The sequence below is a fragment of the Buchnera aphidicola (Chaitoregma tattakana) genome, from assembly GCF_039370165.1.
Lineage (GTDB): Bacteria > Pseudomonadota > Gammaproteobacteria > Enterobacterales > Enterobacteriaceae > Buchnera_G > Buchnera_G aphidicola_F.
On sequence record NZ_CP134991.1, the window covers coordinates 1 to 16756 of the forward strand.

The 16756-nt window shown below is 22.8% G+C and carries 16 protein-coding genes and 1 tRNA gene; 14 read left to right on the plus strand and 3 right to left on the minus strand.

Annotated elements, in window-relative coordinates; translation table 11 throughout:
- The 9 genes from mnmG (at window position 1) to atpC (ending at window position 8401) form a co-directional block, all read left to right on the plus strand.
- Window positions 1-1878: a tRNA uridine-5-carboxymethylaminomethyl(34) synthesis enzyme MnmG gene (gene mnmG, locus RJI84_RS00005; RefSeq protein WP_343189089.1), complete on the plus strand. Its 1878-nt coding sequence runs from the start codon at window positions 1-3 to the stop codon at window positions 1876-1878.
- 112 nt (window positions 1879-1990) lie between these two features.
- Window positions 1991-2806 carry a F0F1 ATP synthase subunit A gene (gene atpB / locus RJI84_RS00010; RefSeq protein WP_343189090.1) on the plus strand — a complete coding sequence of 272 codons (816 nt, stop codon included), beginning with the start codon at window positions 1991-1993 and terminating at the stop codon, window positions 2804-2806.
- A 51-nt stretch (window positions 2807-2857) separates the two neighbouring features.
- Window positions 2858-3097, plus strand: a complete 240-nt coding sequence (gene atpE, locus RJI84_RS00015) for a F0F1 ATP synthase subunit C (RefSeq protein ID WP_343189091.1) — start codon at window positions 2858-2860, stop codon at window positions 3095-3097.
- A 69-nt stretch (window positions 3098-3166) separates the two neighbouring features.
- Window positions 3167-3637 carry a F0F1 ATP synthase subunit B gene (gene atpF / locus RJI84_RS00020; RefSeq protein WP_343189092.1) on the plus strand — a complete coding sequence of 157 codons (471 nt, stop codon included), beginning with the start codon at window positions 3167-3169 and terminating at the stop codon, window positions 3635-3637.
- Window positions 3638-3664: 27 nt separating this feature from the next.
- On the plus strand, window positions 3665-4201 hold the full coding sequence (gene atpH / locus RJI84_RS00025) for an ATP synthase F1 subunit delta (RefSeq protein WP_343189093.1): 537 nt from the start codon (window positions 3665-3667) through the stop codon (window positions 4199-4201).
- Between the two features lie 13 nt (window positions 4202-4214).
- Window positions 4215-5756, plus strand: a complete 1542-nt coding sequence (atpA, locus tag RJI84_RS00030) for a F0F1 ATP synthase subunit alpha (protein ID WP_343189094.1) — start codon at window positions 4215-4217, stop codon at window positions 5754-5756.
- A 20-nt stretch (window positions 5757-5776) separates the two neighbouring features.
- The gene (atpG, locus tag RJI84_RS00035) at window positions 5777-6646 is read left to right on the plus strand and encodes an ATP synthase F1 subunit gamma (RefSeq protein ID WP_343189095.1); all 870 of its coding nucleotides are present in this window, start codon (window positions 5777-5779) and stop codon (window positions 6644-6646) included.
- A gap of 37 nt (window positions 6647-6683) precedes the next feature.
- Window positions 6684-8090 (plus strand): F0F1 ATP synthase subunit beta, encoded by a 1407-nt coding sequence (atpD, locus tag RJI84_RS00040; protein ID WP_343189273.1) that lies wholly within the window; start codon window positions 6684-6686, stop codon window positions 8088-8090.
- Between the two features lie 29 nt (window positions 8091-8119).
- Window positions 8120-8401, plus strand: coding sequence for an ATP synthase F1 subunit epsilon (gene atpC / locus RJI84_RS00045; protein ID WP_343189096.1), 282 nt, complete (start codon window positions 8120-8122; stop codon window positions 8399-8401).
- Between the two features lie 214 nt (window positions 8402-8615).
- Here the strand turns inward: atpC and gyrB are convergent, their stop codons facing one another.
- A complete protein-coding gene (gene gyrB / locus RJI84_RS00050; RefSeq protein ID WP_343189097.1) occupies window positions 8616-11027 on the minus strand; it encodes a DNA topoisomerase (ATP-hydrolyzing) subunit B in 2412 nt (803 codons plus the stop codon).
- Between the two features lie 81 nt (window positions 11028-11108).
- Window positions 11109-12215: a DNA polymerase III subunit beta gene (gene dnaN / locus RJI84_RS00055; protein ID WP_343189098.1), complete on the minus strand. Its 1107-nt coding sequence runs from the start codon at window positions 12213-12215 to the stop codon at window positions 11109-11111.
- 248 nt (window positions 12216-12463) lie between these two features.
- On the opposite strand from dnaN, the gene rpmH reads away from it, so the two are divergent.
- The 4 genes from rpmH (at window position 12464) to mnmE (ending at window position 16103) form a co-directional block, all read left to right on the plus strand.
- Window positions 12464-12604 (plus strand): 50S ribosomal protein L34, encoded by a 141-nt coding sequence (rpmH, locus tag RJI84_RS00060; protein ID WP_343189099.1) that lies wholly within the window; start codon window positions 12464-12466, stop codon window positions 12602-12604.
- Window positions 12604-12969 (plus strand): ribonuclease P protein component, encoded by a 366-nt coding sequence (gene rnpA / locus RJI84_RS00065; protein ID WP_343189100.1) that lies wholly within the window; start codon window positions 12604-12606, stop codon window positions 12967-12969. Before rpmH ends, rnpA begins: the two co-directional genes overlap by 1 nt.
- A gap of 144 nt (window positions 12970-13113) precedes the next feature.
- Window positions 13114-14697 carry a membrane protein insertase YidC gene (gene yidC, locus RJI84_RS00070; protein WP_343189101.1) on the plus strand — a complete coding sequence of 528 codons (1584 nt, stop codon included), beginning with the start codon at window positions 13114-13116 and terminating at the stop codon, window positions 14695-14697.
- Between the two features lie 41 nt (window positions 14698-14738).
- The gene (mnmE, locus tag RJI84_RS00075) at window positions 14739-16103 is read left to right on the plus strand and encodes a tRNA uridine-5-carboxymethylaminomethyl(34) synthesis GTPase MnmE (protein ID WP_343189102.1); all 1365 of its coding nucleotides are present in this window, start codon (window positions 14739-14741) and stop codon (window positions 16101-16103) included.
- Between the two features lie 11 nt (window positions 16104-16114).
- Here mnmE and RJI84_RS00080 read toward each other — a convergent pair.
- Window positions 16115-16187 (minus strand) — tRNA-Phe (locus RJI84_RS00080).
- A 221-nt stretch (window positions 16188-16408) separates the two neighbouring features.
- Between RJI84_RS00080 and RJI84_RS00085 the strand changes: the two genes are divergently transcribed.
- Window positions 16409-16699, plus strand: a complete 291-nt coding sequence (locus RJI84_RS00085; protein WP_343189103.1) for a co-chaperone GroES — start codon at window positions 16409-16411, stop codon at window positions 16697-16699.
- Window positions 16700-16756 lie beyond the last annotated feature (57 nt).

The following is a 16756-nucleotide window of genomic DNA, read 5'->3' on the forward strand; positions in this document are numbered from 1 at the left end:
ATGAAAAATTTTATTAATTTTGATGTCATAATAGTAGGAGGTGGTCATGCAGGTTCAGAAGCTGCTATGGTTTCTTCTAGAAAAAATAAAAAAACTTTATTACTAACTCAAAATATTAACACAATAGGAGAATTATCTTGTAATCCTTCTATAGGAGGGATTGGAAAAAGCCATTTAGTAAAAGAAATAGATGCATTGGGAGGTATTATGGCTAGAGCAGCAGACAGGTCATGTATTCAATTTAGATATCTAAATACTAATAAAGGTTTTGCTGTTAGATCTACTAGAATGCAAGTAGATAGAAATTTTTATAAAAAGAGTATTTATTATTTTTTATCTAGTGAAAAAAACTTATCTATAATCGAGTGTGAAGTAGAGGATTTAATATTAGAAAATAACCAAGTTATAGGAGTATGCACTAATTTATCAAGAAATTTTTATTCTAAATCTGTCGTTTTAACAACAGGTACTTTTCTAAATGGAAAAATGTATTTAGGGAAAAAGAGGTTTTCTGGAGGGAGAATAAATGATTTTTCTTCTAAAAAATTTTCTTCAAATTTAAAAAAGTTTCCTTTCAAATTTGGTAGGTTAAAAACGGGAACTCCTCCTAGAATTGATTCAAGGACTATAGACTTTAGTAAATTAGAATGTCAGAACAGTCATAAAATGCAATTTAGTTTTTCTTTTATTAAAGAGAAATATAAAATATTACCTAAAATACCATGTTATATTACACACACTAATGAAAAAACTTTTGATATAATTAAAAAAAATATAAATAAGAGTCCTATGTATTCTGGTATTATAAAAAGTATTGGTCCGAGATATTGTCCTTCGATTGAAGATAAAATTATTAGATTTCCAAATAGAAAAAGTCATCAGATATTTTTAGAGCCTGAAGGAATAGATAATTTTTCTATTTATCCTAATGGGATTTCTACAAGTTTTTCAGAAGATATTCAATTAAAAATTTTAACTTCTATTGTAGGGTTAGAGAATGTTAAAGTTTTAAATTTTGGTTATGCTGTAGAATATGATTTTTTTGATCCCAGAGATTTAAAAAAGACATTAGAAAGTGTACATATAAATGGTTTATTTTTTGCTGGCCAGATAAATGGCACTACCGGATATGAGGAAGCCGCTTCTCAGGGTTTATTAGCTGGTTTGAATGCTGCTTTACATAGTTCTCAAGAATCTATGTGGTATCCAGAAAGGAGTTTTTCTTATTTAGGTGTCTTAGTAGATGATTTGTGCATTAAAGGAACTAAGGAGCCATATAGAATGTTTACTTCAAGATCTGAAAATCGTCTTTTTTTGAGAGAAGACAATGCTGATATTAGATTAACTGAAGTGGGCAAAAAATTAGGAATTGTAGATTCTGTAAGATGGAAAAGATATTGTATAAAGAAACGAAATATTGAAAAAGAAATAATAAATTTAAAAAAATATAAATTATTAGTAAACTCTTTAGATAACGTTATTCTAAGAAAAAAATTTGGTGTTGTTTTTAAAAAAAATACTTCTTGCTATAAAATTTTAAAAAGACCTAATTTTGATATTATGAATTTAAATTTTTTAAAAAATTTTCATTTTAAATCCGATGATTTTGAAGCTATTAAACAAGTGGAAATAATTTCTAAGTATGAAGGATATATAAAGCGACAAAATGAAGATACTAAAAAGTTTATTTCTTATGAAAATGTTGCACTTCCTATTAAATTTGATTATTCTAAAATAAAAAGTTTGTCTACAGAGGTTAAAAGCATTTTAAATAAATTTCAACCTAGTTCAATAGGGCAAGCATCTAGAATACAAGGTATTACTCCTGTAGCCATTTCTATTTTATTAATTAATATCAAAAAAAAGTTTATTAAATAATAATTTTTATGATAGATTTTATAATATTTTAGTTTTATAAATATTAAAATTTTATACATAAATTTAATTATATAATTTAAAAACAGTTTTTTTAATAAAAGGTTTTTATTTAATGAATTTTACTTATATTTATAATATAAAAGATTATATTAATCATCATTTAATGCATCTTCAATTGGATTTAAAAGATTTTTCTATTATTAATCATGAAGATATAAAAAATGGTTTTTGGGTATTAAATATAGATTCAATTTTTTTTTCACATTTTTTATGTTTTATTTTTTTGGTAACATTTTTTATAGTTTCTAGAAAATTTAGATATAGAAAACCAGGTAAGTTTCAGTCTATGGTTGAGCTTGTAGTAATTTTTGTAAATGATAATGTAAAAAAAATATTTTGTAGAGATAGTATTTTTATTTCTTCTTTAGCATTGACAATATTTGTTTGGGTTTTTTTAATGAACTTTATGGGAATAATTCCAATAGATTTTGTTCCATATATTGCAAAAAAAATTTTTAATTTAGATGATGTAAAATGTGTTCCATCTTCAGATATTAATATTACTTTATCAATGGCTATAGATATATTTTTATTAATTATATTTTATAGTATAAAGTATAAAGGATTAAAAAAATTTTTTTCAGAATTTTTTTTGCATCCTTTTTCTAATCCAATTTTTTTTATTTTTAACTTTATTTTAGAAATTGTAGGTTTAATATCTAAAATAGTTTCTTTAGGGTTAAGATTATTTGGTAACATTTATTCAGGAGAAATTATATTTATATTAATATCATGTATTGTTCCTTGGTGGATACAATGGTGCTTTTATGTTCCATGGGCTATATTTCATATTTTAATAATGTTTTTACAATCTTTTCTTTTCATGACATTATCAATAGTATATTTATCTATGGCTTCTAAAAAATAAAATTGTTTTTAAATTAAAATTTGTTAAAAAAAAGAGAGGTAATAAAATTATATGTCTCATATTAATATAGAAATGCTTTATATAGCTTCTGCAATTATGTTGGGATTATCTGCCATAGGTGCAGCTATTGGAATAGGAATACTAGGAAGTAAGTTTTTAGAAGGAGCATTTAGACAACCAGACTTAATTCCTACTTTAAGAACTCAATTTTTTGTTATCATGGGGTTAGTAGATGCGATTCCAATGATAGTTGTAGGTATTAGTTTATATATTTTATTTGCTGTTATATAAAATTATATTTTTTATGGTTATAAAAGTTTCAATTATTGTTTAGTATAAAAATTTCTATGGAAAAAATAAATGAATATTAATGCAACTATTTTAGGGCAAACTATATCTTTTTTTTTATTTGTTTTTTTTTGTGCAAGATATATCTGGCCTAATATAATTAATTCTATAATAAAAAGACAGAAAGAAATATCTTCATCTTTTGAGTTGGCTGAAAACAGAAAAATTAAGTGTATAAATATGGAGAATAAAGCAAAAAAATATATATCTTTAGCTAAATTAGAAGCTAAAAATATTATACATAGAGCAAAATCTGATAGAAACTTAATATTAGAAGCAGCTATTCTTAATGCAGAACAAAAAAGAAAAGTAATAATATCAGATGGAACTAAAAAGTTAAATTTAAAAAAAAATTTAATATTGCAAGATATTAACAAAGAGGTTACTAATTTGTCTATTTTAATCTCAAAAAAAATTTTAGAAAAGTATATTAAAAAAAAAGATATAGACAAAATTTTTAATAAAATAAATTTTGATATTTAACTATATTGTATAGAGTACTGTAAATTTATGATTAATAAAACTTTATCTAGACCGTATGCATTAGCAGCATTTAATTTTTCTAAGAAAAATTTTGTAACTTTTAAATGGTATAATATGCTGAGATTTACTAGTAAACTATCTGTAGATAGTAGAATTAAAAACATTGTTAATTGTATTTTTGGTAGTAAATTTTCTTCAAATATTTTTATAAAAATATGTGCAAATAACATAGATTTAAATTTTTGTAATTTTATAAGGTTATTGTCTGAAGATAATAAATTGTTTTTATTGAAAGATATAAAATATATGTTTTATGAATATTGGAAGTCAGATAAAGATGTTGTTTCTGCTATAGTATATTCTTCAAAAATTTTGTCTATGAAATTTATGAAAAGTATACATAATTTTGTTAAAAACAATTTTTCTAAAAAGGTTTTTTTAAAGAATATACTTGATAAGTCTATAATTTATGGATTTGTAATAAAAGTTAATGATTTTATATTTAATAACAGTTTTAATTCTGATTTGAAAAAAATAAAAAAATATATGTTAGATGTATTATAGAGGTTTAATTAAGATGTATTTAAATTCTAAAGCTATTAGTAGTATTATAGAAGAAAGAATTTCTAAATTTAAAATTTCTAATAAAAGTTATAGTGAAGGAACAATTATTTCTGTAATAGACGGAATTATTAGAGTTACTGGTTTGTATAATGCTATGATAGGAGAAATGTTGTTAGTAGATAATAGAAAATATGCTATTGCATTAAATTTGGAAAGAGACTGTATTAGTGCTATTGTATTAGGTTCATTTTTGAGTTTGTGTGAAGGCATGACGGTAAAATGTACTAGAAAAGTTTTAGAAGTTCCTGTAGGAAATGGATTGCTAGGAAGAGTATTAAATAGTTTAGGGGAGCCTATAGACGGAAAAGGAAAATTAGATTTCATAAAATGTTCTGCAGTAGAAGAAGATGCTCCAGATGTAATGTCTAGACAGACAGTAAATGAACCTATACATACAGGTTGTAAAGCTATAGATGCTATGATACCAATTGGTAAAGGTCAAAGAGAACTCATTATAGGAGATAGACAAACTGGAAAGACTACAATTGCTATAGATATAATAATTAATCAAAAAAAAGCTGGTGTAAAATGTATATATGTTTCAATTGGTCAAAAAATTTCTTCTGTATTAAATATAGTAAAGATTTTGGAAGAAAAAGATGTATTAGATAATACAATAATAGTAGTTGCTTCTTCTTCTGACCCGGCTTCTCTTCAATATTTATCGCCATATTCTAGTTGTACTATGGGCGAATTTTTTAGAGATAATGGAGAAGATGCCGTAATAATATATGATGACTTAACTAAACATGCTATGGCGTATAGACAAATATCACTTTTATTGCGAAGACCTCCTGGTAGAGAAGCATTTCCTGGTGATATTTTTTATTTGCATTCTAGGCTTTTAGAAAGATCGTCTAGGGTTAACAGAGAATATATATTTAATAAAACTAAGGGGCTTATAAAAAATAAAACAGGATCTTTAACTGCTTTTCCTATTGTAGAGACGCAAGAAGGAGATATATCTGCTTTTATACCTACGAATATAATTTCTATTACTGATGGACAAATTTTTTTAGAATCTGATTTATTTAACTCTGGTATTATACCAGCTATTAATCCAGGTATTTCTGTTTCTAGAGTTGGAGGATCTGCTCAGACAAATATAATAAAAAAATTTGCTTTAAAAATTCGAGCTTCTCTTGCTCAATATAGAGAATTGTCTTCTTTTTCTCAATTTTCTTCAGATTTAGACAATGTTACTAAAAACAATTTGTTATATGGTCAGAAGTTAACTGAACTGTTTAAACAATCTAAAAATAGACCTATTAGCATTGCTGAGCAATCTTTGTTATTATTTATTGCAGAAAATGAATTTTTGAGAAAGGTTCCTGTAGAAAAGATTCATGTATATGAAAAGATGTTATTAACATATTTTAATAAAAATTTTTTTAGTTTAATAAAAGAAATTAATACATGTGGTTTATACAATAATGTTATAGAAAAACAATTTTTTAAAATCGCAGAAAAGTTTAATTCGAAAATTTTTTTTTAATATTGCCAGGGAAAATTGTTATGTTGTCCTCGAAAGAAATTAGAAATAATATTGAGAGTATAAAAAATACTAATAAAATAACTAAAACTATGGAAATGATATCTATATCTAAGATGCAAAAGATGAAACTTTTAATAAATTCTAGATCTGCATACTATTGCGCAATTAACAAGATTGTAACAAATATTATACAAGCAAAATTAGAATATTTTCATAGTTATATAAAAAATGAGTATAAAATAGATGCTGTATGTATAATAATTGTGTCTACTGAAAAAGGATTATGTGGAAGTTTAAACAATAACTTATTTAAAGAAGTACTAAAAATAATAAGACAATATTCTGAAGAAAATGTAAAACTAATAGTTTTAGGCAAAAAATCAAAATTTTTTTTTAAATTTTTTTCTAAAAACATAATTTTGTTTAAATCAAATTTTGGATATAGCTCTTTATATAAAAATGCAATAAAAATTTTAAATATTATAAAAAATTTATATAATGAAAAAAAAGTTAAAAAAATTTTTTTAGCAAGTAATAGATTTAAAAATTCTATGACATTTATTCCAAGAATGTTTCAATTGCTTCCAATATATAATGTTAATGTACATAAAAATATTTATAGAAAACATTCATGGGATTATATTTATGAGCCTGAAATTAAATGGTTGCTTGATATGTTATTTGATAGATATTTGGAATCTAAAATATATTACAGTATTTTAGAAAATCTATATTGTGAGCAATCTGCTAGAATCGTTTCTATGAAACAAGCTACTGATAATGGTAATAATATATTAAAAAAATTACAATTAACATATAACAAACATCGTCAATATAATGTTACAAAAGAACTTATAGAAATTGTATCTGGGTATTCTGCAATTTTATAAGTATTATATAAAAATGCTGAAAGGGTTTGAACAAAATATGAATGTTGGAAAGATTGTACAAATTATTGGAGATATAATAGATGTAGAGTTTTCTCAAAAAGAAGTTCCAAAAATTTTTAATCAGTTAAGAATAAAAAATGGTATTAAAATATTATTTTTAGAAGTTCAGCAACATATTGGGGGTGGTATAGTTCGTACTATTTCTATGGGGTGTTCTAGCGGATTAAAAAGAGGACTTAAAGTAGAAGATTTAGGTCATTGTATAAAAATACCTGTTGGAAAATCTATGTTAGGTAGGATAGTAAATGTTCTAGGAAATCCTATTGATAATAAAGGAAAAATAAAAAATATAGATAAAAAGAAAAAAATAGAATATAGGCAAATACATAGAGAACCTCCCAATTATTTGTCTAGAGTTATTGATAGTAAAGTTTTAGAAACAGGTATAAAAGTAATAGATTTAATATGTCCTTTTTTAAAAGGAGGTAAAGTAGGATTATTTGGTGGGGCTGGAGTAGGTAAAACAGTAAATATGATGGAACTAATTAGAAATATTTCTATAGAACATTTAGGATATTCTGTTTTTACAGGAGTAGGAGAAAGAGTAAGGGAAGGTAATGATTTTTATCATGAAATGAAAACTTCAAAAGTATTAGATAATGTAGTGTTAGTATATGGTCAAATGAATGAACCTCCAGGAAATAGATTAAGAGTGGCTTTTACTGGTCTTACTTTAGCAGAGAAGTTTAGAGATGATGGTAAAGATGTTTTGTTATTTATAGATAATATATATAGATATACGTTAGCTGGCACAGAAGTATCCTCTTTACTAGGCAGAATTCCATCTGCTGTAGGATATCAACCAACTTTATCAGAAGAAATGGGTAGATTACAAGAAAGAATTACTTCTACTGAAGATGGTTCTATAACTTCTATACAAGCTGTGTATGTTCCTGCAGATGATTTAACTGATCCTTCCCCATCTACCACTTTTTCTCATTTAGATTCTACAATAACATTAAGTAGAAATATAGCATCTTTAGGTATTTATCCAGCAGTTGATCCATTGATGTCCACTAGCCGTCAGTTAGATCCTGAAATTGTTGGAGAGGATCATTATAATACAGCTAGAGAAATACAAAAAGTGTTACAAAAATATAAAGAACTAAAGGATATAATTTCAATTTTAGGTATGGATGAATTATCTGAAGAGGATAAATTATTAGTTTTTAGAGCAAGAAAAATACAAAGATTTTTATCACAACCATTTTTTGTTGCTGAAACTTTTACTGGATTTCCTGGCAAATATGTTAATTTAAAAGATACAATAAATGGTTTTAAAAAAATTCTTTCTGGAGAATTGGACGAGTTTTCAGAGCAGTCTTTTTATATGATTGGTAAAATTGAAGAAGTTTTTGAAAAAAATAAAAATTTGAAATATTAATTTCAGAAAGTTATATATAAGGAATTTATATGAGTTTTTTTTTAGAAGCAGTTAGTAAAAAAAAACATATGTTTTCTGGAAATGTTATTAAAATTTACATTGAAGGTGTAGAAGGACAACTATGCATATATTCTAATCACATGCCATTATTTACTTGTATAAAACCTGGATTATTATATATATTAGATAATAAAAATAAAGAACATTCTTTTTATGTTTCTCACGGCATCTTAGAAATTCAACCAAGTTATGTAATAGTATTATCTGATACAATAACATCATATTTAAATCTTGATAAAAAATTTGTTTGAATTGATAAAAAATAGTTAGAAAGAATTATAAATTCTAATATCATATATAAAAATAAAAAAATGTTTAAATATTTTTTATGAAGAGATTGTGAAACTGAAAGTTGTAAAAAGTGAACAAAAAAAATTAAATTATAATTTTTTTGTTATATTTAGCGGCGGGATTATTCGTTTTCCTGCCGCAAAGTTTTTAGATTTTTATTATGTTAATTTTTTTTTAAAAGTCTATATTTTCTGCTTTTAAAGAATTTTTTTCTATGAATTTTTTCCTTGGTTTTACTGAATCACCCATTAAAGTTTTAAAAAGTTTATTAGCTTTTTTACTATCTTTTATAGAAACTTTTAACATTCTTCTAGTTTTTGGATTCATAGTAGTATTCCATAATTGATTGGGATTCATTTCTCCTAAACCTTTGTATCTTTGTATAAATATTTTTTTTTGTGAATCCTTTAGTAAACTATTTAACATATTTTTAAAGTTAGACATCTTATATGAAATATTATTTTTTGTTACAAAAGGTTTTCTTTTTATTATTTTATTAACTTTTTTGCTAAATTTTTTAATTATGTTATACTCTGTTGTTTTAAAAATTTTTTTTTCTATTTTTATAACATTTTCTCTTCCATATGTAGATTTTTTTATATTTATTACAAAATCATTATCTCTTTTATTTTTTATTAACTTATATGTATATTTTATATTATTATTTGATTTTTTTATTAAATTTTTTATTATTTTTTTAATCCATGTTATTGTTTTTTCTGTTTTTTTTAAAGAAAATAATACTGGATTTTTTATTAATTCATCTAATAGCCACATAAATATTTTATTTTGTTTTTTTGCTATTTGTTTTTTTAAATCCATATAATTAAAAATCAATTTATGTAATTTTTCTGTTTTAACTTTTTTTCTAGATGGATAAGTGTAATACATTTTACAATTTTCTAGAGAGTGTTTTATTTGAAATATGTTTAATGTTTTTTCATCTTTTATGAATATCTCTTTTTTCCGAGATTTTATTTTGTATAGAGGCGGTTGGGCTATAAAAACATGACCATTTTTTATTATTTCTGGCATTTGTCTATAAAAAAATGTTAACAACAAAGTTCTTATGTGTGATCCGTCTACATCAGCATCTGTCATTATTATTATGTTGTGATATCTTAATTTTTCTATTGAAAAAGAATTATCTACTATTCCGCATCCTAGAGCTGTGATTAAATTTGTTACTTCTTCTGAAGATAACATTTTTTCAAATTTAGATTTTTCTACATTTAATATTTTTCCTTTTAAAGGTAGTATTGCTTGATTTTTTCTGTTTCTACCTTGTTTTGCTGACCCCCCTGCTGAATCTCCTTCTACTAAATAAATTTCAGACAATTCTGGATTTTTTTCTTGACAGTCAGACAACTTCCCAGGTATAGAACATGCATCTAACGTATTTTTTTTTCTAGTTATTTCTCTAGCTTTTTTTGCTGCTTCTCTAGTTTTTATTGCATGTATAATTTTATTTATTATAATTTTAGCATCATTAGGATTTTCTAATAAATATTCACTAAAATATTCACTCACAGAAGATTCTACAAAAGATTTAACTTCCGATGACACCAGTTTGTCTTTTGTTTGTGAAGAAAATTTTGGATTTTGCATATATACTAAAACTATAGATGTTAATCCTTCTCTTGTATCGTTTCCTATAGCTGCTATTTTATTTTTTTTTATAATATATGATTTTTCTATATAGTTATTTATTGTTCTTGTTATAGAAGATTTAAGTCCTGCTAAATGTGTCCCTCCATCTTTTTGTTTTATGTTGTTTGTAAAACATAAAATTTTTTCTGAAAATTTGCAATTCCATTGCATGGATACTTCTACTTTTATGTTTTTTTTTCTTTTAGAAAAATAAAATATTTTATTATGTATTGGTTTTTTTTTTTTATTTAAAAATTTTATAAAATTTTTTATATTTCCATTATTATAAAACTTTTTTAAGATGTGCTTTTTTTTATATTCTAAAAATATTGATATACCTGGATTTAGAAAAGATAGTTCTTTAAACCTTTGTGACAATATGTCATAATTAAATTTTTTTATATTAGTAAATATTTTATTACTTGGTAAAAATTTTATTTTTGTTCCAGTTTTCTGGCTTTTTTTTACTGACTTTAATTTAGTAATTGGATTTCCGTTTTCATATTTTTGTATAAATTTTTTTCCATCTCTATATATTGTTAGATATAGCTTTTCTGATAATGCATTTACTACTGATACTCCAACACCGTGTAGTCCTCCAGAAATTTTATAGGAGTCAGAATCAAATTTACCACCAGCATGTAATATAGTCATTATTACTTCTGCTGCAGATTTTCCTTCTTCTTTATGTATATCTATCGGCATGCCTCTTCCATTATCTTCTACAGAAATAGAATTGTCTAAGTGCATTTTTATAAATATTTTGTTACAATATCCAGATATAGCTTCATCTATAGAATTGTCTACTACTTCAAATACCATATGATGTAACCCGCTTCCATCATCTGTATTTCCTATATACATGTTTGGTCTTTTTTGTACAGCTTCTAGACCTTTTAATATCTTTATATTTGATGAGTTATAAGAATTAGACATTACTTTTCTCTTTTAAATTTAAAATAGTGTTATAAAATTTGTTTTTTATTATTTTTTTAATTAATTTATATTTTCAATGTTTTAAAAAATCAATGGCATGATCATGTAAATGTTTTTAGAATTTGGTTTTTTTTGTATTTGTATTATTGACGCGTTTTTTTTTAATGATAAAAATATAGTTTTATTTTCAATGTTTTGTAATATGTTAAGAAAATATTTTATATTTAAATTAAATTCAATCGCATCACTGTAATTATTTACAATTGATATTTTTTCTTTAGCTGATTCATATTCTTCGTTTTCAGAAGTTATTTTCATAATATTATTTTTTATGTAAAATTTAGCACCATAAAAAGATGAATCCGATAGAATAGAAATTCTATTAAGAGTTTTTTTTAGTTTTTCTAATTTAATTATGATAGTTATATCTGGTTTTTTTATTACTAAATTTTTGTAGTTTGGAAAGTCTCCATCTATAAGTTTAGTAGTAATCATAATTTTTTTTGTAAGTATTCTTAAATTACAGTTGTTAGTTAATATGCTAATATTTTCATCGTCATATTTTAAAAGCTTTAATATTTCTAGTACTCCTGTTTTTGTTATAATTATTGAATTTTTTATATATTTTTTGTTTTTTATAAAAATAGTAGATATTGCCATTTTATATCCATCTGTTGATACCATTTGGATTGAATTTTCTTTTAATATAACAAATAAACCATTTAAATAATATCTAGCATCATTTTTAGCCATACAAAAATATGAATTTTTTATTATTTTTTTAAATTTTTTTTGAGCGATAATAAACTTACTATATTTTGTAAATGAATCAAATTTTGGATAGTCTGATGCTGGTAAAGTAGATAGTTTAAATACAATTTTTTTTATGTTTATAATCATAAAATTGTTTTTTATTGAAATTAATATATTAGTATTTTGTGAAAAACTTTTACATATATTTAATAATTTTTTCCCAGCAACTGTGATGTTACCTTTTGAAAATTCATGATCTACATATGTTGCTGTTACTAGTTCTGTTTCTGAATTGCTTGATGTCAGTGTTAACCTTTTTTTATCAAGAACCATTAAAACATTTTCTAAAATTGGATTAATAGTATTTTTAAATATTATTAAAGTTGTTTTTTTTAATATTTTTAATAGTTTTTTTTGTTTGATTATAAATTTCATAATAATTTTTATAGAGGTAAATTTAAAAATAGTTTAAATATAGTATTTAATTTATACGTTTTTTCAGTATATTATTATATTTATTTTGTATTAAAATTATTTTTTTATTTAAATTGTATAAAAGTATTAAATTTCGTTTTGATTAATTATGAATATTTTTAATTATATTTTTTTAATGAATTTTTTTTATATATAAAAATTAGGTTATAATATATTAAAAAATTTTAATTTATGGGTAATTTTATTTTATGAAAAGAACGTATCAACCTTCAATTTTAAAAAGAAACAGATCACATGGGTTTAGATGTAGAATGTCTACAAAAAATGGAAGACATGTTTTACGTAGAAGAAGATTTAAACATAGGTCTAGACTTACAGTATCTTCATAATGAATTTTATAATAATGTATAACAAATTTTTTTTTAAAAAAAAACATAGATTGTTTGAAGATAATCAATTTAGATTTGTTTTTAAAAAATCATATAAAGTTTTTAATAAACAATTTTTGATATTAAGCAGAGAAAATAATGTTACATATCCTAGACTAGGTATAAGAATATCTTCTAAGTTTATAAAACTATCTTATAAAAGAAATGTTATAAAAAGGTTAATAAGAGAAAGTTTCAGAATAAATATTAAAAAATTTTTTTGTATGGATTTTATAGTAATAGTTAAAAATAATATTTCTGAATTTAAAAATGTATTTTTACTAGAATCTTTAAAAAGTTTGTGGATTAGATACTTTTCAAATTGATGTTTTATTTTTGTCTATTGTAGACAGTGTATTATAAATTTATGTAATAAATATATTAAACTAATAAATATAAACTAAATATTTTATTTTATTAAAAAGATAATTTATATGTATATAAAAAAAAATTAAAAAAGAGAGAGAAAAATGTATTGGATCAAAAATACGTTTATATTAATTCTTTTATTCATTTTAGCATTTTTTGTCTATAAATTTAATAATAAAAATTTTTTTCATAGTTCTGTACATAGAAATCAAGTACATAATACAGTATATAAATATGAAAATGATATTGTACATACAAAAAATTTTATTTTTGTAAAAACTGATAATTTTAAAATTTTAATAGATAAATTAAATGGAAACATAATTTCTACACATTTATTAAAATATAAAGAAACTATAGGATCAAGTAATACATTACATTTATTAAAATCTAAAAAAGATTTTATATATGTAGCTAATAGTGGATTATTGGGGTTGGAAAAAAACAAATTTTATTATGATAATGAGTACAATAAAAAAAATTTTTTTAAATTACTTGATAATGAAGATAAATTATGTGTACCCATGAAATGGACTTCTAAAAATGGATTATCATATATAAAGACTTTTATTTTCCAAAGAGGAAAATATTTTTTTAAAGTTAAATACGATATATTTAATAATACTGGAAAAAAGATTAATGTTTCTATGTTTGGTAATTTAAAACAAAGCATCAAGAAAGAGAAAGATGTTAATTACAGTAATTTGGGAATGAGAACTTTTAGAGGTGTTGCGTATTCTAATGCTGAACATAAATATAAAAAAGTTAACTTTGATTCTATAGATCAAAAAAGATATATTTCTAATTTATCTGATAACAAATGGATTGCAATGGTTCAACCATATTTTGTTTCAGCCTGGATTCCAGATAGATCTATAAAAAGTAAACTTTTTTCGGATAAAGTCAGTTCTAGAGATATTTCTGTTGGATATGTTACTGAAAATTTGTCAATTAACAAAAATGAAAATAAAACTTTATGTTCAACATTATGGATAGGACCAAAAATAAAAAAGAAGATGTTAGAAATTTCAGACAGTTTATATTTTACAATAGATTATGGTTTTTTATGGTTTCTTTCTCAGCCACTGTTTGAGTTATTGAATTATTTAAACAAATTTTTTCAAAATTGGGGTATATCTATAATAGCTATAACTTGTATAATAAAATTAATAATGTATCCTATTTCTAAAATTCAATATGTTCAAATGGCTAAAGTTAAGAGTATTCAAAAAGAAATTAGTTTAATAAAAAGACAGTATAAAGATAATAAAAGCATGTTAAGTAATAAAATTGTAGACTTATATAAAAAAAATAATATTAATCCAATAGGAAGTTTTTTACCTATAATAGTACAAATGCCTATGTTTTTATCTTTATACTACGTAATTATAGAATCCGTTGAACTAAGGCATGCTCCGTTTATTTTATGGATACAGGATTTATCTGATAAAGACCCCTTTTTTATATTGCCAATATTGATGGGAATAACTACATTTTTATTACAAAATGATTCAGAAGATGATTATAACTTAGATAAAATACATAAAATAGTCATTCAAACTATGCCTGTTTTTTTTACTATATTTTTTTTATGGTTTCCATCTGGTTTAGTTTTATACTATATAATAAGTAATATATTAACGATAATACAACAAAAAATTATTTTTAATAAGTTTAATGTATAAAATTTTTTTTAATTACATTATTTTGGAAAATTTTAAATTATATGTATATTAAAGATACTATAGTTGCTTTAGCTACTCCTTATGGTATTTCTGGAGTATCTATATTAAGAGTTTCTGGCATTAAAGTTAAAGAAATATGTAACAGAATTTTGCATACTATTCCTAAAGTAAGATATGCTAATTACTTAAACTTTTTTAATGTATTTAATAACACTATAATAGATAAGGGAATAGTTATAAGATATGAAAAACCAAATTCTTTTACTGGAGAAGATATATTAGAGTTTCAATGTCATGGAAGTAGAATAGTAATAGATATTTTATTAAAAAATATTTTGTTTATAAAAGATGTTAGAATAGCTAATAATGGAGAATTCTCACGAAGAGCATTTTTTAACAATAAAATTGATTTGTTACAAGCAGAAGCTATAGATGATTTAATAAATTCAAACTCAGAAGTTATGTTAAAAGCTTCTATGAATGCTTTAAATGGAACATATTCTGTTCATATAAACAAATTATCTAAAAAAATCACACACATAATATCTGATATTGAAATAATTTTAAATATAGAAAATGAATATGATTCTTCTAATAATATTATATTATTAAATAAATTAGAAAAGTTAATATTTGAATTTAAGATCTTAAAGAAAAGATTAGATAGAAGTAGTATTTTAAGAGAAGGGTTAAGAATAGTTATAGCCGGGGTTCCTAATTCTGGTAAATCTAGCTTATTTAACTGCATTTTATCTAATGACAGATCAATAGTTACAGAATTTAGTGGAACTACTAGAGATGTATTAATAGATAGTTTTTCTTTTGAAGGATCTATTTTCAATATTTCTGATACGGCTGGTATAAATTTTACTAAGAATAAAATAGAGAAGATTGGTATACAGAAAGCTTGGAAAGAAATGAAGTATGCTAGTTGTGTTTTACTTGTTACAGATGATGATATTAGTAACTTTAGTAAAAATGCTGTTAATAAAAAAATTATAAAATATCTAAGACATAATAATATATTTTATGTAGTAATTTTAAACAAATGTGATATAAAAAATATAATTCCTAGAATTATAAAGTTAAAAGGGATTTTTTATATTAATTTATCAGCTAAAAAAAATCTTGGTATTAATATTTTATTAAAATTTTTAAAAAAAAAATTATTGTTAAAAAATTTTTCTGATAACATTCTTATTTCTAGAAGAAGACATTTACACTTGATTGAAAAATCATTATTCAATCTTATTGAATCTATAAAAACCTTTAAAAAATTATACAATTTAGAAATTTTATCTGAAAACTTATTTAAGACTAGAAAACTTTTAGATAGTATTGTTGGGAAATTTCATACTAATGATTTACTAGATTCTATATTTTCAAATTTTTGTTTTGGAAAATAACATTTATATATTGCCCGAAGGTGGAATTGAACCACCGACACGGGGATTTTCAGTCCACTGCTCTACCAACTGAGCTATCCGGGCAATAAAGTTTAATTATTTGCAATAATTGAATAAAAGTCAACTTATTTTTTTATATTTTTTATATACATTTTTATTTAAAAAATATACTAAGAAAATATAAAATTTTAACTTGAAAGTAAATGGTATAATACATATATATAGTTTCAAGAAACAAAAAAATATATATTAAGGTATTATAAAGATAATATGATATTTTATTAATAATAGAGGTATTTAGGTAAATGAAAATTCGCCCGTTACATGATCGTATTATAGTGGAAAGAAAAAAAAAAGAATCTAAGTCTGCAGGAGGAATAGTTTTAACTGGTTCTGCAGCAGGTAAATCCTCAAGAGGAATAGTAATTGCTATAGGAAAAGGTCGCATTTTAGAAAACGGAAAAATAAAGCCATTAGACGTGAAAGTAGGTGATATGGTAATTTTTAATGAAGGATATGGTGCTAAAACAGAAAAAATTGACAATAAAGAAGTATTAATTTTAACAGAAAATGATATTCTTGCAATAGTAGAATAAATAATTAAAGATTTAAAAAAAATTATATTTTTAATAAATTAATAAAAGGAAACTTTT

What these genes read in the sequence shown, in the direction of transcription:
- mnmG (WP_343189089.1), top strand. Translation starts at nt 1, where the DNA reads ATGAAAAATTTTATTAATTTTGATGTCATAATAGTAGGAGGTGGTCAT.
- atpB (WP_343189090.1), top strand. Translation starts at nt 1,991, where the DNA reads ATGAATTTTACTTATATTTATAATATAAAAGATTATATTAATCATCAT.
- atpE (WP_343189091.1), top strand. Translation starts at nt 2,858, where the DNA reads ATGTCTCATATTAATATAGAAATGCTTTATATAGCTTCTGCAATTATG.
- atpF (WP_343189092.1), top strand. Translation starts at nt 3,167, where the DNA reads ATGAATATTAATGCAACTATTTTAGGGCAAACTATATCTTTTTTTTTA.
- atpH (WP_343189093.1), top strand. Translation starts at nt 3,665, where the DNA reads ATGATTAATAAAACTTTATCTAGACCGTATGCATTAGCAGCATTTAAT.
- atpA (WP_343189094.1), top strand. Translation starts at nt 4,215, where the DNA reads ATGTATTTAAATTCTAAAGCTATTAGTAGTATTATAGAAGAAAGAATT.
- atpG (WP_343189095.1), top strand. Translation starts at nt 5,777, where the DNA reads ATGTTGTCCTCGAAAGAAATTAGAAATAATATTGAGAGTATAAAAAAT.
- atpD (WP_343189273.1), top strand. Translation starts at nt 6,684, where the DNA reads ATGAATGTTGGAAAGATTGTACAAATTATTGGAGATATAATAGATGTA.
- atpC (WP_343189096.1), top strand. Translation starts at nt 8,120, where the DNA reads ATGAGTTTTTTTTTAGAAGCAGTTAGTAAAAAAAAACATATGTTTTCT.
- gyrB (WP_343189097.1), bottom strand. Translation starts at nt 11,027, where the DNA reads ATGTCTAATTCTTATAACTCATCAAATATAAAGATATTAAAAGGTCTA.
- dnaN (WP_343189098.1), bottom strand. Translation starts at nt 12,215, where the DNA reads ATGAAATTTATAATCAAACAAAAAAAACTATTAAAAATATTAAAAAAA.
- rpmH (WP_343189099.1), top strand. Translation starts at nt 12,464, where the DNA reads ATGAAAAGAACGTATCAACCTTCAATTTTAAAAAGAAACAGATCACAT.
- rnpA (WP_343189100.1), top strand. Translation starts at nt 12,604, where the DNA reads ATGAATTTTATAATAATGTATAACAAATTTTTTTTTAAAAAAAAACAT.
- yidC (WP_343189101.1), top strand. Translation starts at nt 13,114, where the DNA reads ATGTATTGGATCAAAAATACGTTTATATTAATTCTTTTATTCATTTTA.
- mnmE (WP_343189102.1), top strand. Translation starts at nt 14,739, where the DNA reads ATGTATATTAAAGATACTATAGTTGCTTTAGCTACTCCTTATGGTATT.
- RJI84_RS00085 (WP_343189103.1), top strand. Translation starts at nt 16,409, where the DNA reads ATGAAAATTCGCCCGTTACATGATCGTATTATAGTGGAAAGAAAAAAA.